Raw genomic sequence first — 23,252 nt, forward strand, 5'->3', positions numbered from 1 at the left:
GCGAAAACTATCTTTCTTTTTACTGATCGTTTGCTTAACAACGATCTCTTTTGGTCAGAGCAAGCCTGCCTCGCCGGCAGGCAAGTTCACTTTGAATGGCTATGTTCGTGACAGCCTTTCCGGTGAAATGATCATTGGCGCCAATATCATGGTGAATGGACAACCCAAAGGCGTAAGCAGCAATCAGTACGGTTTTTATTCCCTTACATTAGCTGAAGGCTCCTATACTATTTCCGTTTCGCATATTTCTTATCTCACTACTTCAACTGATATTGATCTTACTGCAAACCGTGAACAGAGTTTCTTATTGCTTGGCAAAAATTCAACAATGACAGAGGTGGTTGTTTATAACCGCCGCCGCGATGCGAATGTGAAGAATGCACAGATGGGAAAATTTGATCTGAGTATTGAGCAGATAAAAAACATCCCTTCATTTATGGGTGAAGTAGATATTTTAAAAGCGATACAATTGCTACCGGGTGTAAGAAATGCCGGTGAAGGTAATGCTGGTTTTTATGTAAGGGGAGGAGGACCTGATCAAAACCTGATCATGCTTGATGATGCGGTTGTTTATAATACCGGTCACCTGTTTGGTTTTTTTTCCATTTTTAATTCGGATGCAATAAAAAATGTGAGCCTGATAAAAGGCGGAATGCCGGCACAATACGGCGGCAGGCTTTCATCCGTGCTGGATGTTTCGATGAAAGATGGAAACATCAACAAATTCCAGATGGAAGGAGGTATTGGTACGATCGCTTCACGATTTTCGATACAGGGGCCACTGGTAAAAAACAAGGCGTCCTATATTATCTCTGCACGGCGAACTTATATAGATGTAATTGCAAAACCATTCATCAGTAAAGAAAGTAATTTTTATGGCAGCGGTTATTATTTCTATGACCTGAATGCGAAAGTGAATTATAAATTTTCGGAGAAAGACCGTATATATCTCAGTGGTTATTTTGGGCGTGATGTTTTTGATTTTGCAAATACCGATCGTGATTTTAAAACCAATATCCCATGGGGTAATTCAACCGCTACTCTCAGGTGGAACCATGTATTTAACCGCAAACTATTTTCCAATGCCACATTGGTTTATAACGATTATAAATTCAAATTCGCGGCTACGCAAAATAATCTTGACCTCTCATTATCATCCGGCATACGTGACGGTACAATGAAAGTAGATTTTGATTATTACCCGTTGCCAGAACATAAAATTAAATTCGGGGGATTGTTTACTTATCACAAGTTTACTCCGAATATCCTTAGTGGCCGGCAGGACTCGATCATATTTTCTCCGAATAATGAAAGTGTAAAACATGCTACTGAAGCTGCCCTTTATATCCAGGATGACTGGGAAGTAAATGAGAAACTAAAAATAAATTATGGGTTGCGCTGGAGCAATTTTACACAAATAGGGCCTTATGATAAATATATACGTGATGCTAATGGCAATAAATTAGACAGCACTCATTACGATAGATTTGAAAAAGTAAAATCATATGGCGGGTTTGAACCAAGAGTTACCTTCCGCTATGCTATCAATGATGAGTCATCCGTAAAAGCATCGGTAACAAGAAACTACCAGTATATCCATTTAGTAAGTAACTCAGGTAATACATTACCGACCGATCTCTGGGTGCCCAGCACTTATCTAGTGAGTCCGCAACTGAGCTGGTTGTATTCAGCAGGTTATTTCAGAAACTTTAAAGAGAATACTTTCGAAGCATCTGTTGAAGTGTATTATAAAAATATGGATAACCAGATCGAATATAAAGAAGGTTATACGCCATCTTTAAATGACCCGGAACAGGAATTTGTTTTTGGCAAAGGATGGAGTTATGGTGCTGAGTTTTTTCTGAATAAAACAAAAGGACGTTTTACCGGCTGGGTCGGCTATACCATTTCATGGACATGGCGAAAATTTGCTGAAATAAATGGTGGTGTAAAATTCCCTGCTAAATACGATCGCCGGCATGATCTGTCACTTGTTGGAAACTATGAACTGAATAAACGCTGGAAATTCGGAGCTATATTTGTTTATGCTTCCGGTAATGCTACTACACTTCCCGAACGTTTTTATGTGATCAATGGTGTTCTTACACAGGAGTACAGCGCCGTTAATCAATATCGTTTAGCTCCTTATCATCGACTTGATCTTTCTGCTACACTTTCACCTAAAGAAAAAGCAAAAAAGAAAAGAATGCAGAGTTACTGGGTATTCAGTATTTATAATGCTTACTGCCGGCTCAATCCTTATTTTATTTATTTCGATCAGACCGGCAGCCCTTATAATGGTACTTTAAAAGTGGAAGCATTACAAGTTTCGCTATTTCCAATCTTACCTGCTGTGACATGGAATTTTAAATTCTGATTCTACTGAAAATGATTTGCTTTTTTGTTCCGGTTTAAACTGATTATTAATTAAATTTGGAATAAGACACTACGCCAAGCGGCGAGTTGTACGCCACCTTGACGACTACTTAATTATGAAAGTACTGGCATTAATCTCATATTTTTTTATTTGTCTACCAGGTTCTATGATTTTAATTCCGTGGGGTTTGTTTTTGGTTACTGGAATTTTTACGGCCGAGACAAATTACAAGGTGATGATTGTTCTTGCGGATGTTTCTTTAATCCTATTGGCATACTTTTCGACTAAACCCATGACAAGACTCCGAATAATCATTGAAATAGTTGCCTTCGGACTTCTCCTATTGCCGTTCATAGTTATTGCTGCTGGCTGGCCTTTGAGAACATTTAGTTACTTTCTCTTTATTGCTCCCTTTTCGACATTTGCTGTATTGTATCTAATTTCACTTGGGCGATCCATTGCAATATACAGAAAATCAAAAGTGAAAAATGGCTGAGTATAATTTCTGTCCGCCCGGGTCTTCGCAAGAAAGATTTCGAAAAAATAATACTGCTGCTGCGAGACCCCGGACGAGCAGAAATAATGATTTGCTTTTTTGTTCCAGTTTAAACTGATTATTAATTAAATTTGGAACAAGACATAAGGCCAAGCGGCTAGTTGTAAGCAATTAAGAAAAAAAATTACTTGAAAATTAAACTTAAGTATTATAAAAAAGCATTTATTGCTTTGACCTTGACCTTTTTTTTGGTTGAAGCAAATGGCCAGACTTCAAAGGTTAATAACCTTTGTGAATTCCAAAATCAGCGACTTGGCGAGTTTGTCTCAAAACTTAAAGAAAATTTAGTTGATACAATTCCAGTTAGACAGTATACAGGGAATATTACCAGTTTTTACTTACGATTTGCCGACAGCACTTACTTTGAAGTTTTTCCTGAACTAAGTAAAAGTGATACAGCTTTGCATACAAAGCCCTTTAGCTTGGCTAATTATGCAAACTACCGTATAAAGTGTCTTTTTTATATTGAAAGGGGGAACTGTTATTAGAAACTGCGGTTGCAAGAGTTTAGCTCGATATAGGAACAGAAGATTCGACGTTAACTAAACAGACATACAAAATCGTATTACCAAAACTGATTATTAATTAAATTTGGAACGAGACACTACGACAAGCGGCGAGTTGTGCGCAATAACTACCTTCATTGTATGCGACTAGTACGATTATTAATCAGTTTATTTGTGTTATTACTAACGGCTTGTAACTTTGATCTGGTCGAGATCGAATACGACCCGAAGACTTTTGACAAGCTCACACAGAGAATTTTGGAAAATCCTGAAATTTTCCAAATGGATGACTTTACTAGACACAACAAATTCCTGAATGGTATTCCTATTCAGCTTTCTGAAGCGGATGGAAAGTCGTTCGAGCAGCGATTAAGCAAGGTGGAAGATTCACTAGGACTTGATGCAAAAATTGTCAGCGATTTGCGTGTGCAGTTAAAGAATACAAAGCTCAGAGAGTTTTTTAGGGCTGGCGATACCATTCTTTTTACCGTTGACGGGATGCTGGACACATCCTGGGGGTTTTTGTATTCTTCTGACAATCTTAAAATGGACTCGTCATGGTTTATGTTTCAAGGAAATTCATTGCTTTATACTAAAGACATAAATATACATTGGAAAAAAGTTGCTATCAAGTAACTGCCACTAACAAGGGTTTTCTATCCGCCCGGTGTCTTCGCAAGAAAGATTTCGAAAAAATAATACTGCTGCTATTGTCTAAACGTTTTTCATCAAAAAAAAAGGGCCGCACATCGCAGCCCCTTTCGAATTTATAAAACTTAAACTTACTCCACGATCAACTTAACAGATTTTGAAAGCTTGCCGCCTTCATTGGAAACATTAACTAAATAAGTACCTGGTGTAATAGAAGCAGGTAGTTTAATTTCACTTAACTGTCCTTTCGCCTGTACATTCACCTGCTGGTTAGTTACTAGTTTACCACCAAGATCGATCACTTGTACACTGTATTTCCCGGCCGGTACATCATCAAATGAAATTCTTGCACGTTTGTTCGTAACAGGATTCGGGAAAACAGAAATACTGCTATTAGAGTTCAATTCATCGGTAATACTTCTTGCTGTTTTTGAAGCTACATCAGGTTGTACATCTGGCTTCACTTCTTCAACTGGTTCTTCTTTTTTCTCTTTCTTCTTTTTATCATTTACAAGATTTCCATTTGCCAGGTCAGAGGCATTGTAAACAGCTGATGAAGAAGATACTTTTTCAGCTTGCATTGTGTTCAGGTCAAAACGGTAATAACCGATCGTATTTTCAGAGCTTGCAACGATCACTTTAGTTCCTTCTTCTACCATTGCACCATTTGTGCTGAAGCCTTGTGGCAATCCTTTTATAGCACCTAAATGTTTTGCAACCTTAGTGCTGATATCTATTTTATAAACATTGCGGTTAGCAGTTATTAAATAAAGATTCTCTTTATTATCAGCGATCATATCTCCGCCATAACCACCACGGCTGTGAACAGAATTTTTTGCATTGGCCGCATCATCAGTTAATGCACCCATATCCGTTATTACAGGTTTTTTGCCTGTCGTAAATTTTATCAGGTGATTACCGTCATTGGTGAGTGCATAGCCGTTTCCATCTGATGCTATTACCATTCTTGTTATCTGGTTTTGCGCATCCCCAAAATTTGATACGGTTCCGAATGCTTCATCTTCGAAATAGAAAACAGCTGGTGTTTTAGATCTTAGATCAATATAACGAAGCTGGTTAATACCCATTGGTGTATAATAAAGACGTTCATGCTTTTTATCATAAGCCATCGCCGCTGAGTTAGTAGCGAAAGGTTTGTCTGATTGTTCACGAGGACTAACCCGACGGATAACAGTTACATTCCCCTGGTTGATGGTGACCGTACCGTCATTATGAGTGGTTATGCTCGGTATACGCAGCTCTTGCGGCTGAACGGTATTCAATTCCTGGTCGAGGTTTACAATTCTTTTTTCCTGCAAAACTTTCTTTTCTCTTACTTCCCTTAAAACAAGTTCTTTTTCCAGCAAATTTTCTTTTTTCGCAGCAGGCTTACCTGTTCGTGCATTCATTGGTTGCAATTCTGCCTTACTGTTGTAAACGGATTGAAGTTCTTCACCGGTAACAATATTAACCAGTTTTACTTCTTTCCAGTTACGACCGCCTTTTTCATTGGCAGTAATGGCATAGCCGGTTGTTTCTTTTTGTTTTTTGTTTTGCTGTGCGAAGAGGGATGTAATGAATAGACTCATTACAAAAAAGAGTAGAGTTTTTTGTTTCATGGCGATTGATTTTGAAAGATTAATCTACGGCCTTTTTCGTAGATGAGCAAAAAAAAGTTATGAACGACGGTGAAAAGGTATGAGCGGGAATAAAAAAACCGGGCAGCTTGCCCGGTTTTTTAAATTTATTATTTGAATAATGAGGTCAGCAACTCATTGTTTTGGCATCTTAAGGATGGTATCACCCGGTATAGAGTTCGTTGAAGGCATCATAGCCTGCATCATTTTATTCATTTCAGCGACATCCATAAATATCCAATGCTCAACGGCTTTGCCATCTTTAAATTTTGCAACATCAACTCCTGTCATATTTGTTTTATCTCCGGCTTTCATGCCCATACCATCCATTGTCAACGTTCCGGAAGTTTTAGACCATACCATTACATATTCATCATCGACCATTTCTTTTACTACTTCTACTTTGGCATCCTTCACCATCTCCTTGTATCTTTTCATTTCAGCAACAATATTCTCCAATCCTTTTATATCACCTTTTTCTCCACCATGGTCAACAGCATCAGCGGCAATATAATCACCCATTTTACTGAAGTCGCCGGATTCATAAGCTTTCATAATAGCGGTATTCACTTCAAGATTTTTCTTTGCTGTTGTTGACATGCCGCCTTCAGCTGAATTGCATGACATGTAAGCAACTGATAAAATAACAAAGGAGAAAAGCATTAACTTTCGCATAATAGTAGTTTTAAGTTTTAAAAAGAACTATTAAGGTAAACACATTCCGGAATTCCGTACAAATAATTTTTTTCGTTTATCTTTCATCCATGCATGCCCTCACCTTTAATGGAATAGAAAATATCTTATACACGGCTGTAAATGAACCGCAAATAATAGCTCCCACTGATGCGATCGTAAAAATAAAAATGGCTGGACTCTGCGGATCTGACCTGCATGTATATCATGGCAGAGAAACCGGGATTGAGAAAGGGACAGTGATGGGGCATGAGTTTACAGGAGAAATAATTGAAACCGGCAGTGCAGTCAAAAAATTTCATAAAGGCGCAAGAGTTCTGAGTCCTTTCACTACTTCATGTGGTGAATGTTATTACTGCCTGATTGGTTTGACTTGCCGGTGTATAAAGGGAAATCTTTTTGGCTGGATCGAAAACGGCCATGGCCTGCACGGTGCACAGGCAGAATATATCCGTGTGCCGATGGCTGATAGTACATTGGTTCCATTGAGCAACGATCTGAGTGATGAAAAAGGATTGTTGCTGGGAGATATTTTTTCCACCGGTTATTTCTGTGCTGAAAATGCAGGAGTGAATGACAAAGCCCGCCTGCCGGACGGACAGGGAATTTATGTTGTAATTGGCTGTGGCCCGGTAGGGTTGATGACAATCATTGCTGCTAAACATTTAGGTGCTGAAAAAATATTTGCAATTGATAGTATTGGATACCGATTGGATTTTGCAAAAAAGCTAGAAGCAACACCACTGAATTTTTTGAAAGACGATGTGTTGAATGAAATACTAAATGCAACCGACGGCAGGGGAGCAGATGCAGTAATGGAAGTAGTGGGAAGTGACGAAGCATTAAAACTTGCAATCAAATTGCTGAGGCCCGGAGGAACTATTTCATCTGCAGGTGTACATACTGCAAAGACATTCCCTTTTTCTCCCGGCGAAGCCTATGATAAAAACCTGGTGTATAAAATCGGCAGATGCCCTGCAAGATTTTATGCTGATAAACTGATCCGGGAAGAAGTGATACAATCTTGTCCTGTTGAACAGATAATAACGCATCGCTTCGATCTAAGTCAAGGAGCAGAAGCATATGACCTGTTTACCAATAAACGTGACGGCTGTATAAAACCTGTTTTCCACTCCTGATCAAGTAGCATGAGAATGGCTACCTTTTTACTTTATTAGTTGAATAATAGCCTCTTTTGTTGCTCATTTTACCACTTATAATTTCAATTTTATTTATCGGCGTTACTGGCCTAAATTCACGCCTTATTTTTAAGGCTTTGTAACACACATGATCAACACAACTCCGTGCCATTGGCATAAACTCACTAACCATTTGAACAAATTTTTGAAATACGGGATAACCGTCTGTATTTTCATTTTTTTCGGATGTTTTACATACGGCCAGAAAGTTTTTCGTGGCCACATTATGGATGAAGAAACAATGAATCCTATTTCCTATGCATCTGTTGGTGTATTGGGTAAAGAGATCGGGAGCATCTCTGATTCAGCTGGTACATTTAAAGTAAATCTTCCTAACCAGGTAAAAGAAAATGATACGATACTGATTACATCTGTTGGGTATCATTCGCTTAAAGTAGCTGTAAAAGAAGCTACGATGAAAAGCATGTTCCAGTTAAAAGCTATTGAAGGAGTGCTGCCATCCGTGATGGTTTATGACCTCAAGAAAAGCGGTAGGATGGGTGATGATACAGTTAATTATTCTTTTTACAGGGGCTGGTATGAATACCGTACCGGCGGTGAAATAGGAAGGATCATTACTGTATTGCATAAAAAATATAAGCTGAACAGGATCGCTTTCCAGGTAGATAATAAATGCGACACATGCTGGCTGCGGCTTCGTGTAAGAAAGGTTGCGAATTTTGAGCCGGCAGAAGACCTGTTACAGCAATCTGTAATCATTCCCGTTACAAAACATACACCTCTCGATGGTGTTATGGAGTTTGATATTTCAGATCTTGGCCTGTTACTGCGGGAGAAAAAAATTTATATTGGCTTTGAAGTGATAGATTGTAAAAACGTAGATGGCCGTCCGCTTTCACTTTGTTTTATTGGCGCTGATTATGGAGAACATTATTTCCGCAAATATCCTACAGTCGCCTGGACCAATGAGGATGCCTACGGACTATACCTGAAAATGTTTTTCGATTACTGATAAATCAATTTAATTTTCTAAATAAAAAACAAATCATATGAGAAGGATCGCAATTTTAATCACATCATTCTTTACAGTTTTCATTTTATCTGCACAGGATAAAGCCGATATGAATGCTGTAACTAAAATAAGAGAAGAAGGATTGAATAAATCCAAAGTAATGGACTATGCTCATCATCTTACTGATGTAAGCGGCCCACGTCTTACAGCTTCGCCTGGATTTATGCGTGCTGCCAACTGGGCAAAAGATGAATTAACAAAAATGGGATTGGTAAATGCGCAACTGGAGCCATGGGGAGATTTTGGAAAAGGCTGGGAGCAGGAAAAATGCTATGTAGCATTGACAGCGCCTTATTATCAACCATTGATAGCAATGCCAAAAGCTTGGACAGGAAGCACACCAGGAAAAAAATCTATCTCAGGTGAAATTGTACTTGTAAAAGCAAACGATACTACTGAATTACTAAAATATGTAGGTCAGTTAAAAGGCAAGATCGTTATGACTTATTCTCCTGCACAGCTAAAACCTTCTTTTGAACCAGATGGTCAGCGTTTAGCTGATACAAGCCTTGAGAAAATGGCGAAAGCTGAATTACGTCAGCCTGCAGTACAGGGACAGGGACAAGGCAGACCTCAAGGCGGACAACAGGGAAATATGGCAAATCGTTTTGCATTGCAACGCAAAATGACCGAGATCATTAATAAAGAAAAACCTGCATTGGTGCTTGCTATGAGTGCACAGGGAAATGACGGAACATTATTCGTAAGCAGTGGCGGTTCTTATGCAAAAGATGCTGAGATAGCTCCTGCATCAGTTGTATTGTCAAGTGATGATTACCTGCGTATACAAAGAATGATCGAAGGTGGTACACCTGTAACGATCGAAGCAGAAGTGAAAACAAAATTCTTTACTGATGATATCAAAGGCTATAATGTAGTAGCAGAAATTCCAGGTAGCGATCCTGCATTAAAAGATGAAGTGGTAATGCTCGGCGGCCATCTTGATAGCTGGCATGCAGCAACAGGCGCAACGGATAATGCTGCAGGTTGTTCTGTAATGATGGAAGCAGTAAGAATATTAATGGCAAGCGGTTTAAAACCCCGCCGTACCATCCGCATTGCATTATGGAGCGGAGAAGAGCAAGGATTATTTGGTAGCCGCAATTATGTAAAAAATCATTTTACAGATTCGATTGCACGCAGCAAGGTGGCTGGTTATTTCAATTTGGATAACGGTACAGGTAAGATCCGTGGTATTTATTGCCAGTCAAACCCGAATGTAAAAGATGTGTTTGCTTCATGGCTTGAACCTTTTAATGATCTTGGCGCAAAAACAGTTACGCTGAATAATACCGGCGGTACAGACCATCTTGCATTTGATGGATTAGGTATTCCGGGTTTCCAGTTTATACAGGACCCGATCGAGTATGATACAAGAACACATCATACCAATATGGACACTTATGATCATTTAATTGCTGATGATCTGAAGCAGGCATCTACGATCGTTGCATCATTTGTTTATCATACTGCACAACGTAATGATAAACTACCGAAGAAGGCAGCAACACCACAAAGAGGATTTTGATAATAAATACTTAGATGAATATAAAATAAGTCCCGCTTCGGCGGGACTTATTCATTTAGGAGTTCTGCAAGTAAAATAAGTTCATTCTTTTTATAACGTTCTTTATCGTTGTCAAAGCATTTTGAATATTCTTCCAGCATAAACTGGATAATGCGTTTGTTCTTCATGGGTTTGAAATAAGTACCGACGGGAGGAACAGCTATCCGTTTGAAATAACGCTCCACATCATTATGTGTAAACACCTGTCCAGATGATGGGTCGATGAAGAATTCAATTTTATTTATCGGGTTGGGAAGATTTTCATCTGAATAACCGGGCTTGAAATAAGCAAGTACAGATTGTCTCGGAAGATTCACAGCTTTTACAGGAATATCCAACAGTTCGCAAAGAACAAGATAGAGTACTGCATTAGCCGGTTGATTGCCACGTTTAGTTTCAAGTACCTTATGGATCAGAAAATCGTTGGGCTCTTTATAGCTGATCTCATTTCCTTTTAAACCAAAATAGCTATAAAGAATACTTGAAACAATATTGATCTGCTCCAGCGGTGTGAGATAATTATTTAACTCGAGCCAGATATTGCGTCTTATTTTTTCCAATTCCTGGTAAACAGGTGTATTACTCAGATCAGGAAAACCAAATTTACTTACGAGCAACGCACCGGCCATCAGGTCATGATGTCCTGATACCTTCCATGTATGAAATTCATCTGATAGATCTCTGAAATGTAGTTTGTGAATAATGATCTCGATCCTGTTCTGTATGCCTTCATCTGGTGTGGTTTCCCAAAGATGTTCGAGATTAGGGATGATGGGTTTGCCATAATCAACAATTTTTTGTGATACAGCATCGAACACTTCCTGGTCAGGATCGTCGATTAAATGCAGCAGGGCCTTGATCTCTTTGGTGGTTTCCATAGATTAAGATATTGGCACAATATCTAACGTAGCAAGCACAATGTATAGTATGTTTTTTCCACAGATGGGGAGAAGGGGGTTGAAAATTAGGAAATTAGATATTGAGATACTGGGTATCAGATATTGAAAAATGGGAAAATAATGCTGATTATCTATTACCCATTCACCTTTTCCTTGCAAGCACCATCCAATCCCATGGTTTGGGCTCTTTCAACCATTTGGGAGGTTTATGAAATTCAGTATCCCATTCATATTCTATTTTATGAAATTCTTCTGTTACAAATCCTTCATTGCTCAACAACAATTCCAGCTCTTCTTTTAAATAATGTTTATGCGATACGCCATCTATGCTTGCATTGCCTTGCAGCAAATTTTGCAACTGAAGTTTTTCTTTTTTCTTTTGAATTGCTATACCGGCATCTTTATCAGGATCCCATCGCTGGTTGATAATAGAAGTTAGCATTGATGATTCCAGGGAAGGAATAACAAGAATGATATCACCATTCTTCTTTACACATTTTTGCAGATTGCTAAAAAAAATATTTCGTTTATGCTGGGTACCTGTAAGTATTGCATTGATGCAGATGGCGAAATCACATTTTGGAATTTTTGATCTTTTATCTGACATATCAATGCGTTCATATTTTACATTCTTAAAATCAGGGTATAGGTCCGCAGCAATATCAAGGTTCTTTTGTGAGATATCTATTGCATATACTTTTTTAAAAGCAGGAGAGAGGATAGGCAGCCATTTCCCAATAGCACATCCTATATCAATTACTGTTTTTTGTTTTGATGCAAAGCGTCGGATTATTTTACGAATAATTCCTTTGCTGTCATTAGCCAGCACATCAAAGATCTCTTCATTATAATCCGGCGCAATTTTTTCCCAGTAATTTCTTTCCATAGTTGGATTTGTTTCTTAACCCGGGTATTTTAGCAACTTTGTTCCTGTTATTTCAATAGGCTTATCATCCTTAATTATAACTTTTACTTTGGCACCTCCACCACTGAGTAATTCAAATTTCGCTTTAACGTAATCAATAGCTCCTGCAAAACTATTATCGCCTTTATAATCCATTGCCTCCATTATCTGTCCATTTATTTTTGCAAAAAGCTGGTCACCGTCTTTATAAAATTCGATCATCGATTTATCACTCATTTCATACAACCCTTCAATTTTTTTGAAAGCTGTTGCTTCAAGTATGTATTCTTCTTTCAGATAAACATCAAACTTTACTACTTTCTCATTCTTTGTATTCTTTGTCATGTCCAAAATCCGATTCAATGCTGATGGATCTTTTGCACTTATATCTCCAGCAATATGTTTATCACCTTTGAAATAAACTTGTGTTACCAGGTCTTGTACACCAGCAGCAGAAATCCTCAGGTGAATATGAGCAGGTCTGATAAGCGTTGGTCCTGCTGCATAAGGCACAGGATAGATACTTTTGAAATTATATTTTCCATCAGCACCGGTTTTAAAAGAAGAACGATAAACATAATCATCCGAAGTGTTATCATAAACGCCATTCTCATCACAATGCCATATTTCTACTAATGCACCTTTTAGCACCTTGCCATCTTTTCCGAAAACGGTACCACTAAAATGCATTATCTCTCCTTTAGTTCCAGCTTGTACAAGATCAGTTTTAAAAGGAGCACCGGGTCTGTAGAATGGTCCGAGAATATCTGTTGTGGTTGGATCGACGCCTACATAGGATTGGCCATTCCATTTTATTTTTCCAAATACTCCAACGCTTAATGCGATCAAAGTTGAGTCTTCAATAAATTTTCTGCGTTTCATTTTTAGTGTTTTAGGTGGTTGTGATGAGGAAATAAGTAAACATTAAGGTAAAGAAAAGAAATCAGCTCTGTCTGTTTATTGTAAAAAAAAAGCTACAACCAGGTATGAAAGCCCTCTGGAATAATTTTTGTCACTTTTTATAAGTGAAACGTAAGTGGAAATCGAATACCTACTTTGAGGTTAGTGAGTAAGAAACAAATGTTGAAACTTACTTAAATAGTAATATTGGAACGGGAAAAACCGAAGGCCCTTTACAGGGCCTTCACTTTTTTATGAATGATCATTTATAGTTTATTTTTTCTTTGCAGCTTTTTTCTTTACAGGAGTTGTAGCTTTCTTCGCAGCTGCCTTAGATGCCTTCTTCTTGCCAAAAGCATTCGGGTCGATAGATAGTATAAGACTCTTTACATCATCAATACTCATTGCCTTTAGTTCATCGGCCGTGTATTTACTTTGATCCACTTTACGTGGCAGCTTTATCTGTTTCTTCTTCAGCTTGATGATTGGCCCCCATCTTGCATTTTCTACAGAGATCTTTTCATCGGGCCAGTTATGTATGTAGCGGTTTTCTTCTTTCTTTAGTTTTGCATCTACCAGTTCTTTTATATCAGCATCACTCAGGTTATCGTGATTATACCGGCGGGGCACATTAATGAACATGCCTTCGTATTTAATGTAAGGGCCAAATCTTCCTTTGCCTTTTGTTACCGGCTTATCATTATATTGTGCAATCGGTGCATCAGCGATCTGCTTTAGTTTGATAAAACCAACTGCTCTTTCAAAATCCACTTCCTGTAAATTAGTTCCCTTCGGAATAGAAACATACTCATCACCCCATTTTGCATAAGGACCATAAGGACCGACACCTACTGATACATCCTTCTCTTCATATTGTCCCAGTACGCCCTGTATTGAAAACAACTTCATCGCTTCTTCAAACGTGATCGTTTCAATACTCATCCCATTGGGTATTTTAGCAAACTTTGGTTTCTCTGTTTCATCTGCTTCACCGATCTGGATCATCGGTCCATAGCGGCCCATTCTTGCTACCACTCTCTTTCCTGATTCGGGATCCATTCCCAATTCTCTTTCACCATGTGCCCGTTCTGCTGTTTCAATGGTCTTATCTACATCTTTTTTAAAAGGCAGATAAAACTCATCGATCATCTTGTTCCATTTTATTTTTCCTTCGGCTACTTCATCAAACTCTTCTTCAATTCTTGCTGTAAAACCATAATCCATGATATCATCAAAATACTGTTTCAAAAAATCAGTAACTACCAATCCCAGGTCAGTAGGAAACAGCTTCGATTTTTCGGCGCCGGTGTTTTCACTTTCCGTCACCATATTCACTTTATCATTCTTCAACAGAAATACACGGTAATCTCTTTTCACACCTTCTTTCTCCCGCTTCTCTACATACTCTCTTTTCTGAATAGTAGAAATAGTAGGCGCATATGTAGATGGACGGCCAATACCCAGCTCTTCTAATTTTTTTACCAGCGATGCTTCGGTATATCTTGGTGCAGGACGACTGAAACGTTCAGTTGCTTTCATTTCAATAAAAGGCAATTGCTGTCCTACATTGAGTGGTGGCAACATTCCTTCCTGTTCATCTTCTGCCAGGTCATCTTCATCACGATCTTCACGATATACTTTTAAGAATCCATCAAACTTCAATACTTCACCTGCTGCAGTCAGTTCTTCTTTATTGGTTGAGATCTCAATTTTCGCAGTTGTCTTTTCTGTTTCTGCATCAGCCATCTGGCAGGCCATTGTTCTTTTCCAGATCAGGTCATAGAGTTTTTTACAATCAAAATCCTCTATGGTTGTATTCTCCATATAAGTAGGACGAATAGCTTCATGCGCCTCTTGTGCACTTTCATTTTTGTTTTTGAACTTGCGGAACTGGTGATATTCTTCACCGTACATGCTTTTGATCGTATTGGTCAGATCACCGAGTGCAGTATTACTCAGGCTCACACTATCTGTTCGCATATAAGTTATCTTACCGCTTTCATACAGTTTTTGTGCAAGCAACATGGTACGACTTACGCTATATCCTAATTTTCTTGATGCTTCCTGTTGTAATGTTGAAGTAGTAAATGGGGGAGCAGGTGATTTTTTTCCGGGCCTTACTGTTACATCCACCACTTTATAATCAGCGCCGGCGCATGATTTCAAAAACTGCTCTGCATCCTCAGCCGTATTTTGTTTTTTTGCTTCAGCAGAAAAATTAACCGGCCTGTCAGACATATCCTTGGCAGTAAACACTCCTTCGATCTTAAAAGTACTGGTAGCACTAAATGCATTGATCTCTCTTTCCCGTTCAGCGATCAATCGAACAGCAACACTTTGCACACGGCCTGCACTCAGGTTATTCCGCATACTTATCTTTCTCCATAAAACAGGACTTAATTCAAAGCCAACAATTCTGTCGAGTACACGACGAGCTTGTTGCGCCATTACCAGGTTCATATCAACTGTCCGGGGATTTCCAACCGCAGCTAAAATTGCAGGCTTGGTGATTTCATGAAAGACGATCCGCTTTGTTTTTTTGGGGTCAAGACCGAGTACCTCGCATAAATGCCAGCTTATTGCTTCTCCTTCACGGTCCTCATCCGTTGCCAACCACACTTCATTGCTTTTTTTCGCCAAACTCTTTAACTCGTTGACAACCTTCATTTTTTCATCCGGAACTATGTAGGTAGGTTTATATCCTTTTTCAAGATCAATGCCCATTCCGGCTTTTTGCAGATCCCGGATATGGCCAAAACAGCTTTTTACCTGAAAATCACTTCCGAGGATCTTTTCAATGGTTTTAGCTTTCGCAGGGCTCTCAACTATTAATAGGTTTTTCGCCATAATTGATTTAATAGGTTATGTAACCGGCTTTGGTGCATCCATTAGACGCCTGTTGCGTCGCACTCTTGTACGTTCTGAATTCTATTCAACTTTACCTCACTTTCCTCTAGCTTCTTGCCACTTGCCATATAATATTATATAGCCAAAAACACCTCGCCGATGTGCAATGATAATGCAAGAAAGCCGAAATTTTGAAATCTGTTATCCAGCCAACGATGATTTGAGTGTTAATCCAAATTTTTCAATAGCCTGAAAATGAAAGAAAAAAGCCGTCCCGACGCTGTCGGGACGGCTTTTAAAATTATTTTGAAGTAGTGGCTCCAAACAGGTCGCCATCGTTCCATTTCGGTCGTTCGGCTGTCATTGCAATTGAATAACTGATCAGAAAATTTAATTGTACGTAAGTTTTAGCAGCAGTAAAATTAAATATTCCGCCTTCCAATCCATCGGCAGACTGGTGATAGTATTTAGCCCGCCATTCTTTTACAAACGCAACCATATCAAAGCCCGGGATATTTGTTTTGTTACCATATTTAATATGCAGTGCCGGAATTCCATTCATAACAAAACTATATTGATCGCTGCGTACAAACCGGTTTTCATTTGGCTCCGGGTCTTTCTCCACATCCAGTCCTAGGTAACCTGCAGCAAATTTTACATGATTCATTATAGTTGAATGTTCAGCGCCTAAAGGAACTACCGCAAGGAGTGGAGCGATAACGGTTGGCATATCTGTATTTACATCTGCAACGATTGATGATTTCGGAACCGTAGGATTTGCTGCGAAATAAGAAGAACCGATCAAACCCATTTCTTCACCTGTTACCATTACGATCAAAACAGAACGTTTTGGTTTTGCACCAGAGGATTTATAAACTCTTGAAATTTCCAGCAATGAAGCTACACCAGAAGCATTATCATGTGCGCCATTATAAATTGAATCACCACCAACTACTCTGCCGATTCCCACATGATCGAGATGAGCAGAATGAACTACATACTCATTCTTTAAAACTTTGTCAGAGCCGGGAATCATTCCTACTACATTATAACTTTCAAAATCAATATGTGTAGTTTTATAAGAAGCAGAAATGCTATACGGTAGATCGAATGAAGATGGTTTTCCTTTTTTAATATCAGCTAAAACCTGGTCAAGATTTTTTCCTGAATTAAAAAAAAGACGGGAGAGCATTCCCTTTGTGGTATTCAAAACAATTTTCAAATTACCAACAAACCCGCGGCCATAGACAATTGTCTTATCAGGGTTCAATGCCACATTCGATTGAAAAGTTGGATTAGGATTATTAGAAGGTCTCCCTGCAAGATTTACCATGATCACTCCCTCAGCACCTTTTGAAAAGGCCGTTGTCATTTTATTACCAGCATTTGAAAAATGAGCAGTTAATGTAGAGATCAAACCATCCGGTGCACCACTTACTAACACAACAATTTTTCCTTTTACATCAATGCCTGCATAATCAGAATAACCGCCGGGTATTTCAACACCGTAGCCAGCAAACACCAATTGCCCGGTTGCCGAAGAACTTTCGCTTAATGGATGCGGTGCCGGTGTAAAATCTTTCTGGAAAGTCAATGAATCAATATTCCCGTTTTTATCTTTTAATACAGCTACGGCAGAGCTGTTATTCACTATTGATTTGCGGATAATGAGTTTTTGAGTATAGCCACCATTATCACCACCGGGCATAATTCCAATTTTTTTGAATTGATCAACCACATAGTCAACGGCAGTTTGATATCCTTCTGTCCCGGGCAACCGGCCTTTCAGTTTATCATCGGCGAGATAAGCAATATGCGAACGGATCGTATTGGTATCGATCCTGTCCATTGCCTTTTTAATATCTTTTGAAACTTTTACTTCCTGTGCAAATGAGTTTAATGCAGTAAAACTGCAGATCAGTACTACTAATTTTTTCATGCGGGCAAGATAAAATAATTATTGAACTGAGGATTTAATTTTATCCGCAAGGTTTACCGCCCATCGCTTATAATCTTTTGCTGATGGATGCAACCCATCTCCGGCAACCAGTGTTGGGTCATTGGCAACTTCTCTTGTACCGGAAGTAATATCGATATAGCTTACTTTATATTTTTCAGCAATGGCTTTATTGGCTGCATTATATTCATCAATTTCTTTTGCTATTTGTTTTCTATCTCTTCCTTCCGCAAATGGCGTAGCTCCCCAATCGGGTATTGATAAAACAAAAACATGAGTGGTATCATTTCCTGCAAATTGTATAGCTTGCTTCAATAAATTTTCAAATTCAGGTTTATAATTTTCAACTGACCGGCTGCGATATTGATTATTCACACCGATCAATAGTGTTACAAAATCATATTTGGGTAAAAAATTATGATCGTTGATCGCTGTTTGCAATTCATCTGTTGTCCACCCGGTTTTTGCAATGATCTCCGGCGCCTTGAATTCAATACCTGCATTTCTTAATAACTGAATTGTTTGATAAGGAAAATTCTCTTGCAATAAAACCAATTCGCCAATAGTATAAGAGTCGCCGAGTGACAAAATTGTTAAACTATCATTTTTCATTTGTGCAAACAGTCTTTGAACTGTGAAAATAAAAATAAGCTGTAATAAACAAACTGTGATAAAATTTTTCCTCATTTCCTAATATACGAATCAGGCTTAGTTTCGGTTTTAAGAACTACTTTTAACAGGTATTTCAAATAAAGCTTTTATGAACAGAAAACAATTTCTTTCTGCATCTGGTGTGTTGGCTGCGACAAGCATTTTGCCTACTAACTCAGTCCTGGCACAGCACTACGATGAAAATGGCCTGGATAAACTCACTGATGCGAATGGGAATTTCCAGCATCTTCCTTTACCTTATAATAAAAATTTCCTTGAGCCATACATGGATGAGGAAACAGTTTACCTGCATCACACCTTTCATCATGGAGGAGCCGTGAAAGGTGCGAATACTGATCTACAAAAAATCCGTAAGGCAATGGATGATAATAATCTTGAAACGGTGGATTACTGGACAAAGAAATTGTCCTATCATTTTTCATCGCATGTACTGCATACTATTTTCTGGACCAACCTGACTAATAAGAAAGCAGACCCATCCGGTGAATTAATGAAAAGGATTGAAAAAGATTTCGGCAGTTACGATAAGCTGAAAGGATATATATCTGCTACATCAAAAAACGTAGATGGTAATGGTTGGGGTATTCTTGGTTACCAACCTTACTCTGATAAGCTAACCATCCTTCAATGCGAAAATCATGAGAAGCTTACACAATGGGGCGTTATTCCTTTATTGGTTGTGGATGTTTGGGAACATGCCTATTATCTTAAATACAAAAACAAGCGAACTGATTTTGTAGATGCAATGTTGCAGATCATCAACTGGGATAATGTAGCTGATCGATTAAATACTGCACAGAAACTAAGATAGGTTATAAAAAATCTATAATTTCTTTACTCACTTTATTATCCCGGTAAATACGCCTATGTCCAAGGCCCTTTGTAATTACGAAGCGGACATGTGGATAGTTTTTCTCCTGCACTTTTTTAGCATCTTTCCATGGAGTCAGGTCATCATCTTCATCATGCACCCATAAAATACTTGCATGTACATGTTCCACTGCGCGGCTTACACTATACCAATCAACCGGTTTCTGACGCATTTCAAAAATATAATTTTCGAATTCTGCTCTTACTTTATCATCCAGCTTCATAAATGAAACAAAGAAATCAATAGCAGTTTTAGATTCAGTTGCAGGTGCTACCAAGACAACTCTGTAATTTTCATCATGTCCAATTTCTTCCAATGCAAGCATGATCGCCAACCCTCCGAAAGAATGTGCCATAAAAGATTCTACCGGCCCGTATTGCCTGATGATCTCCAGCACCATCTCTTTATACAATACTGCATTTATTTGTTTGCCTGTGCTGCGCCCATGGGCCGGTGCATCAAAGGCAAGTACTTCGTATCCTTTTTTTACGAGCGGGACAATGTAGCGGTCAAATTTTGCTACGGTAGAATTAAAACCATGTGCTATCAAAACTTTCCGGTCTCCACCTTTATTCCACCGATAACCTTTAACAGTATCACCCTCAATTTTCATTTCCAGTTTTTCAGCTTTATCAAAAATTTTTGGAAAGTATTTTTTGTAGCGTAGCTGGGGAGTAGAAAATAGTTCAAATGCAAGTTCTGCTGCTTTTCGTTTTGAAACAGCCGACAACAATTTGAATTTGGTACGGTAATACCCGATCGCAATCTTTTGTCCCAGGCCCATAGTTTTTGAGGGTTGAAATTATTTGCAAACTTAATGATAAATAAAGGTGAACTTTGTCCATAGTTTACAAATCACTTATGAAAATAGTAATTATTGGTTCAGGTAATGTAGCTTCTGTATTAGGAAGAAAATTCAAAGCTGCCGGGCACGAAATAATACAGGTTCTCAGCCGGAATGCAAAAGCTGCGTCACAGCTTGCCTATGAGTGGGATACGGAAAGCACCAATTATACAAGCGTTGTTAATCCTAATGCTGATGTTTATATCGTTGCGGTAAATGACGATGCTATTGAAAAAGTAACAGCAGAAATCAAATTGCCCGGTAAAGTAGTTGCACATACAGCAGCATCTGTTTCAAAAGATGTGTTGAAAAATATTTCTTCTCACTATGGCGTCTTTTACCCGATACAAAGTCTGCGAAAGGAAATGACTATAATACCAGAGATCCCAATTTTCGTAGAAGCCAGCGATGACAAAGCAAGATCAGTCTTGAATCAATTAGCAGAATCCATTTCACCCGGAGAAGTAACAATTGTCAAAGAAGGAGAGAGGGAAAAACTCCATGTAGCAGCTGTACTGGTTAATAATTTCACCAATCATCTTTATGCATTGGCAGAAGATTATTGCAAAAAAGAAGGACTTAATTTTAAGGAACTCCTGCCATTGATCGAAGAAACAGTGAACCGTTTAAAAGAAAATTCACCTTCACAATCTCAAACAGGACCGGCAAGCCGTAATGATACTGAGACCATCAATAAACACCTTTTATTGCTGGAAAAACATCCTCACCTGCAGAAGGTCTATAAATTTATGACCGATAGCATAAGTAATCCGGCATAAGCACCATTAGAAGTAAAAATATTTTTTATAGTATTTTCAATATTTATTGAAAATTGTGTAAATTTGTAGTGTAAACACAAACACAATGAAAATCGTAATAGCGGGTGGTGGATTCGGTGGATTGAGACTTGCCCGTAAACTCAATAATAAACCCGGCTTTGAAGTCTTACTGATCGATCGTTTCAATCATCACCAGTTTCAACCTTTATTTTACCAGGTAGCTACAGCAGGCCTCGATGCAAGCAATATATCATTTCCGTTACGTAAAGTTTTTCATAACAGCCGCAATATTCGTTTCAGGTTGGCGGAGATCAGATCAATAAATTCTTCAGAAAATAAAATAATAACCGATACAGAAGATATAAGTTATGATGTATTGGTTTTAGCAACCGGCGCCAGCACCAATTTCTTTGGCAATGAAAAGATGGCTGCAAATGCATTACCAATGAAGTCAACGGTAGAGGCTTTGCAGTTGCGTTATCGTTTGCTTCAGAATTTTGAGAATGCAACTATGGCGGGCAATGAAGAAGAATTAAACCGGCTGATGAATATCGTAATTGTCGGCGGCGGACCAACAGGGGTGGAGCTATCCGGTACATTAGCTGAAATGAAAAAATATGTTTTGCCTAAGGATTATCCTGAACTTGATTTTTCTAAAATGAATATTTACCTGCTGGAAGGTACTTCAAAGACATTGGCGGCCATGAGTGAAAAATCATCGATGCAATCAAAAAAATATTTACAAAAACTGGGAGTGCAGGTAATGACTGATGTTTTGGTAAATGATTATGATGGTGCAACTGTTTTATTAAAAGATGGCTCTGTTATTCCGTCATCGATCGTTATCTGGGCCGCCGGTATCAAAGGAAACATTCCTGCGGGTATTGATAGCGATCTTATTGCAAGAGGCAATAGAATTAAAACAGATAAGTATTGCAAGATCGAAGGACTTGAAAATATTTATGCTATTGGTGATCTTGCATATTTAGAAACAGAAAAATTTAAAACCGGTTTACCCCAGGTGGCCCCGGTTGCAATACAACAAGCCGATCTGCTGGCTTATAATTTTAAACAACAGCAGAAAGGAAAAACGCTGAGAGAATTCAATTATAATGATAAAGGCTCAATGGCAACTGTTGGTCGCAATCTTGCTGTTGTGGACGTTCCTAAACCTAAACTACATTTTGGTGGATTTATCGCATGGCTTATCTGGATGGCATTGCACCTGATGCTGATACTGGGAGTTAAAAACAGGTTCTTTGTTTTCTGTAACTGGTTGTACAGTTATTTTACCTATGACCAGAGCCTGCGGCTGATATTTAAAAACAGGAAAAAATAATCAGGATAACTCAGCCGTTTATTTTCTTTAAGATCTTTCGGGCACGGGATTTAAAAGCCATAGTTTCATAATCCCAGCGATCTTCAATAACTGTTTTCAGTTCCTGTTTGATCTCAGGATAGATTTTTGAAAGATTTTCCAGCACAGTAAGTGAAAATGCTTTTACAGCCGGTTTTTCGGTTGGCGAAATAATATAATCAAAGCAGAGATTCATTACTTCGCCCTGGTATTTCTCCGGGATTGAAATACCTGCCTGCCGGCAGGCAAGGTCCTGCAGCAACCGAACCGTATTTCTTTTTACCGCATCGTGAAGGCCGGTTTTCTTTAAATTCTTCAGCAGTTTGCCAAATTTATTTTTAATAAACTCCGGGTGTGCAATTACACAATAACCTAATGGCCATCCAGCTCGTTGTACGACCCTGTATTCATCATTTAAAAATAAGTCAAACAATTCATCAAACCGTTTTTGATCGCTGCCGACCCAATTGACAATTTTTGTACAATGCACCTTGTTATGTTCCTTTAATATAGTATCACGGAGTTTCATTGAAAAGTCTAATATAGGATGTTATGTTAATTTACGCAGGCTTGCGAAAACGAGCTTTTGATTTTTCTTATAATAGTGCGTTATGTTACTTAGCGAAAGCAATCGTTAAGTTTTTTAATAAACGATTGCGCTATGGGAAGAAGCGTAGGGTTAGTGAATTTCATCGTCTTTGGATGGAGCAACAGTTAGCTGAAGCGCAGAAAAGTGTTTCTGATATGAGGCGTTGTATAAATCAACATCCTCATCATGCAAGCAATCACGCAACGCTAAACTGATTGCATATAGCTGAATTATTTTATCGTTCAATAATTTTATCTGCTCAGGTATTGATTGCATATTTTCAAGTGAGGTTAAATCAAGTTCGGGTATTTCTAATATAGGCAATTTTTTAATCATAGTGAATGTTCTTTGTGCGTGGGGCAGCGTAGGCTCGCTATTTCACATAATGTCGATTATAAGACAAACCGCATTCCT

20 protein-coding genes are annotated in these 23,252 nt (G+C 38.5%); 9 read left to right on the plus strand and 11 right to left on the minus strand.

Translation table 11 applies throughout. The features are described 5' to 3' along the window. The first annotated feature begins 127 nt into the window (after positions 1-127). From E6H07_15480 to E6H07_15490, 3 genes are all read left to right on the plus strand, one after another. Positions 128-2,377 (plus strand): TonB-dependent receptor, encoded by a 2,250-nt coding sequence (locus E6H07_15480; GenBank protein TMI63086.1) that lies wholly within the window; start codon positions 128-130, stop codon positions 2,375-2,377. Between the two features lie 684 nt (positions 2,378-3,061). Further along, the gene (locus E6H07_15485; protein TMI62806.1) at positions 3,062-3,421 is read left to right on the plus strand and encodes a hypothetical protein; all 360 of its coding nucleotides are present in this window, start codon (positions 3,062-3,064) and stop codon (positions 3,419-3,421) included. A 300-nt stretch (positions 3,422-3,721) separates the two neighbouring features. Next, the gene (locus E6H07_15490) at positions 3,722-4,075 is read left to right on the plus strand and encodes a hypothetical protein (GenBank protein TMI62807.1); all 354 of its coding nucleotides are present in this window, start codon (positions 3,722-3,724) and stop codon (positions 4,073-4,075) included. Positions 4,076-4,221: 146 nt separating this feature from the next. On the opposite strand, the gene E6H07_15495 is transcribed toward E6H07_15490, so the two are convergent. Both E6H07_15495 and E6H07_15500 read right to left on the minus strand, forming a co-directional pair. Next, a complete protein-coding gene (locus tag E6H07_15495) occupies positions 4,222-5,709 on the minus strand; it encodes a T9SS type A sorting domain-containing protein (GenBank protein TMI62808.1) in 1,488 nt (495 codons plus the stop codon). 153 nt (positions 5,710-5,862) lie between these two features. Continuing rightward, positions 5,863-6,402 (minus strand): ester cyclase, encoded by a 540-nt coding sequence (locus E6H07_15500; GenBank protein ID TMI62809.1) that lies wholly within the window; start codon positions 6,400-6,402, stop codon positions 5,863-5,865. 89 nt (positions 6,403-6,491) lie between these two features. Between E6H07_15500 and E6H07_15505 the strand changes: the two genes are divergently transcribed. From E6H07_15505 to E6H07_15515, 3 genes are all read left to right on the plus strand, one after another. Continuing rightward, entirely contained in the window at positions 6,492-7,559 is a 1,068-nt protein-coding gene (locus tag E6H07_15505) for a zinc-binding dehydrogenase (protein TMI62810.1), read from the plus strand. 148 nt (positions 7,560-7,707) lie between these two features. After that, on the plus strand, positions 7,708-8,592 hold the full coding sequence (locus E6H07_15510; protein ID TMI62811.1) for a carboxypeptidase-like regulatory domain-containing protein: 885 nt from the start codon (positions 7,708-7,710) through the stop codon (positions 8,590-8,592). A gap of 37 nt (positions 8,593-8,629) precedes the next feature. Next, positions 8,630-10,180, plus strand: coding sequence for a M20/M25/M40 family metallo-hydrolase (locus E6H07_15515; protein ID TMI62812.1), 1,551 nt, complete (start codon positions 8,630-8,632; stop codon positions 10,178-10,180). Between the two features lie 47 nt (positions 10,181-10,227). Here the strand turns inward: E6H07_15515 and E6H07_15520 are convergent, their stop codons facing one another. From E6H07_15520 to E6H07_15545, 6 genes are all read right to left on the minus strand, one after another. Continuing rightward, the gene (locus E6H07_15520; protein TMI62813.1) at positions 10,228-11,097 is read right to left on the minus strand and encodes a hypothetical protein; all 870 of its coding nucleotides are present in this window, start codon (positions 11,095-11,097) and stop codon (positions 10,228-10,230) included. Positions 11,098-11,260: 163 nt separating this feature from the next. After that, on the minus strand, positions 11,261-12,004 hold the full coding sequence (locus E6H07_15525) for a class I SAM-dependent methyltransferase (GenBank protein TMI62814.1): 744 nt from the start codon (positions 12,002-12,004) through the stop codon (positions 11,261-11,263). Positions 12,005-12,019: 15 nt separating this feature from the next. Next, positions 12,020-12,904, minus strand: coding sequence for a catechol 1,2-dioxygenase (locus tag E6H07_15530; GenBank protein TMI62815.1), 885 nt, complete (start codon positions 12,902-12,904; stop codon positions 12,020-12,022). Between the two features lie 291 nt (positions 12,905-13,195). Continuing rightward, positions 13,196-15,769 (minus strand): type I DNA topoisomerase, encoded by a 2,574-nt coding sequence (gene topA / locus E6H07_15535; protein TMI62816.1) that lies wholly within the window; start codon positions 15,767-15,769, stop codon positions 13,196-13,198. Between the two features lie 301 nt (positions 15,770-16,070). Further along, a complete protein-coding gene (locus E6H07_15540) occupies positions 16,071-17,708 on the minus strand; it encodes a M28 family peptidase (GenBank protein TMI62817.1) in 1,638 nt (545 codons plus the stop codon). Positions 17,709-17,726: 18 nt separating this feature from the next. Beyond that, on the minus strand, positions 17,727-18,338 hold the full coding sequence (locus E6H07_15545) for an SGNH/GDSL hydrolase family protein (protein TMI63087.1): 612 nt from the start codon (positions 18,336-18,338) through the stop codon (positions 17,727-17,729). 148 nt (positions 18,339-18,486) lie between these two features. Between E6H07_15545 and E6H07_15550 the strand changes: the two genes are divergently transcribed. Beyond that, positions 18,487-19,209, plus strand: coding sequence for a superoxide dismutase (locus E6H07_15550; protein ID TMI62818.1), 723 nt, complete (start codon positions 18,487-18,489; stop codon positions 19,207-19,209). A 1-nt stretch (position 19,210) separates the two neighbouring features. Here E6H07_15550 and E6H07_15555 read toward each other — a convergent pair whose 3' ends face one another. Beyond that, on the minus strand, positions 19,211-20,053 hold the full coding sequence (locus tag E6H07_15555) for an alpha/beta fold hydrolase (GenBank protein ID TMI62819.1): 843 nt from the start codon (positions 20,051-20,053) through the stop codon (positions 19,211-19,213). Positions 20,054-20,130: 77 nt separating this feature from the next. On the opposite strand from E6H07_15555, the gene E6H07_15560 reads away from it, so the two are divergent. Then, positions 20,131-20,892 (plus strand): DUF2520 domain-containing protein, encoded by a 762-nt coding sequence (locus E6H07_15560; protein ID TMI62820.1) that lies wholly within the window; start codon positions 20,131-20,133, stop codon positions 20,890-20,892. An 85-nt stretch (positions 20,893-20,977) separates the two neighbouring features. Beyond that, entirely contained in the window at positions 20,978-22,231 is a 1,254-nt protein-coding gene (locus E6H07_15565; protein TMI62821.1) for an NAD(P)/FAD-dependent oxidoreductase, read from the plus strand. Between the two features lie 10 nt (positions 22,232-22,241). On the opposite strand, the gene E6H07_15570 is transcribed toward E6H07_15565, so the two are convergent. Continuing rightward, the gene (locus E6H07_15570; GenBank protein ID TMI62822.1) at positions 22,242-22,778 is read right to left on the minus strand and encodes a hypothetical protein; all 537 of its coding nucleotides are present in this window, start codon (positions 22,776-22,778) and stop codon (positions 22,242-22,244) included. 150 nt (positions 22,779-22,928) lie between these two features. Further along, positions 22,929-23,174: a hypothetical protein gene (locus E6H07_15575; GenBank protein TMI62823.1), complete on the minus strand. Its 246-nt coding sequence runs from the start codon at positions 23,172-23,174 to the stop codon at positions 22,929-22,931. Positions 23,175-23,252 lie beyond the last annotated feature (78 nt).

Source organism: Bacteroidota bacterium (assembly GCA_005882315.1).
Taxonomy (GTDB): Bacteria; Bacteroidota; Bacteroidia; order Chitinophagales; family Chitinophagaceae; genus VBAR01.

Excerpts from the sequence above, each read along its gene's own strand:
- E6H07_15480 (TMI63086.1), top strand. The coding sequence starts at position 128 with ATGATCATTGGCGCCAATATCATGGTGAATGGACAACCCAAAGGCGTA.
- E6H07_15490 (TMI62807.1), top strand. The coding sequence starts at position 3,722 with ATGGATGACTTTACTAGACACAACAAATTCCTGAATGGTATTCCTATT.
- E6H07_15495 (TMI62808.1), bottom strand. The coding sequence starts at position 5,709 with ATGAAACAAAAAACTCTACTCTTTTTTGTAATGAGTCTATTCATTACA.
- E6H07_15500 (TMI62809.1), bottom strand. The coding sequence starts at position 6,402 with ATGCGAAAGTTAATGCTTTTCTCCTTTGTTATTTTATCAGTTGCTTAC.
- E6H07_15505 (TMI62810.1), top strand. The coding sequence starts at position 6,492 with ATGCATGCCCTCACCTTTAATGGAATAGAAAATATCTTATACACGGCT.
- E6H07_15510 (TMI62811.1), top strand. The coding sequence starts at position 7,708 with ATGATCAACACAACTCCGTGCCATTGGCATAAACTCACTAACCATTTG.
- E6H07_15515 (TMI62812.1), top strand. The coding sequence starts at position 8,630 with ATGAGAAGGATCGCAATTTTAATCACATCATTCTTTACAGTTTTCATT.
- E6H07_15520 (TMI62813.1), bottom strand. The coding sequence starts at position 11,097 with ATGGAAACCACCAAAGAGATCAAGGCCCTGCTGCATTTAATCGACGAT.
- E6H07_15525 (TMI62814.1), bottom strand. The coding sequence starts at position 12,004 with ATGGAAAGAAATTACTGGGAAAAAATTGCGCCGGATTATAATGAAGAG.
- E6H07_15530 (TMI62815.1), bottom strand. The coding sequence starts at position 12,904 with ATGAAACGCAGAAAATTTATTGAAGACTCAACTTTGATCGCATTAAGC.
- topA (TMI62816.1), bottom strand. The coding sequence starts at position 15,769 with ATGGCGAAAAACCTATTAATAGTTGAGAGCCCTGCGAAAGCTAAAACC.
- E6H07_15540 (TMI62817.1), bottom strand. The coding sequence starts at position 17,708 with ATGAAAAAATTAGTAGTACTGATCTGCAGTTTTACTGCATTAAACTCA.
- E6H07_15545 (TMI63087.1), bottom strand. The coding sequence starts at position 18,338 with ATGAAAAATGATAGTTTAACAATTTTGTCACTCGGCGACTCTTATACT.
- E6H07_15550 (TMI62818.1), top strand. The coding sequence starts at position 18,487 with ATGAACAGAAAACAATTTCTTTCTGCATCTGGTGTGTTGGCTGCGACA.
- E6H07_15555 (TMI62819.1), bottom strand. The coding sequence starts at position 20,053 with ATGGGCCTGGGACAAAAGATTGCGATCGGGTATTACCGTACCAAATTC.
- E6H07_15560 (TMI62820.1), top strand. The coding sequence starts at position 20,131 with ATGAAAATAGTAATTATTGGTTCAGGTAATGTAGCTTCTGTATTAGGA.
- E6H07_15565 (TMI62821.1), top strand. The coding sequence starts at position 20,978 with ATGAAAATCGTAATAGCGGGTGGTGGATTCGGTGGATTGAGACTTGCC.
- E6H07_15570 (TMI62822.1), bottom strand. The coding sequence starts at position 22,778 with ATGAAACTCCGTGATACTATATTAAAGGAACATAACAAGGTGCATTGT.
- E6H07_15575 (TMI62823.1), bottom strand. The coding sequence starts at position 23,174 with ATGATTAAAAAATTGCCTATATTAGAAATACCCGAACTTGATTTAACC.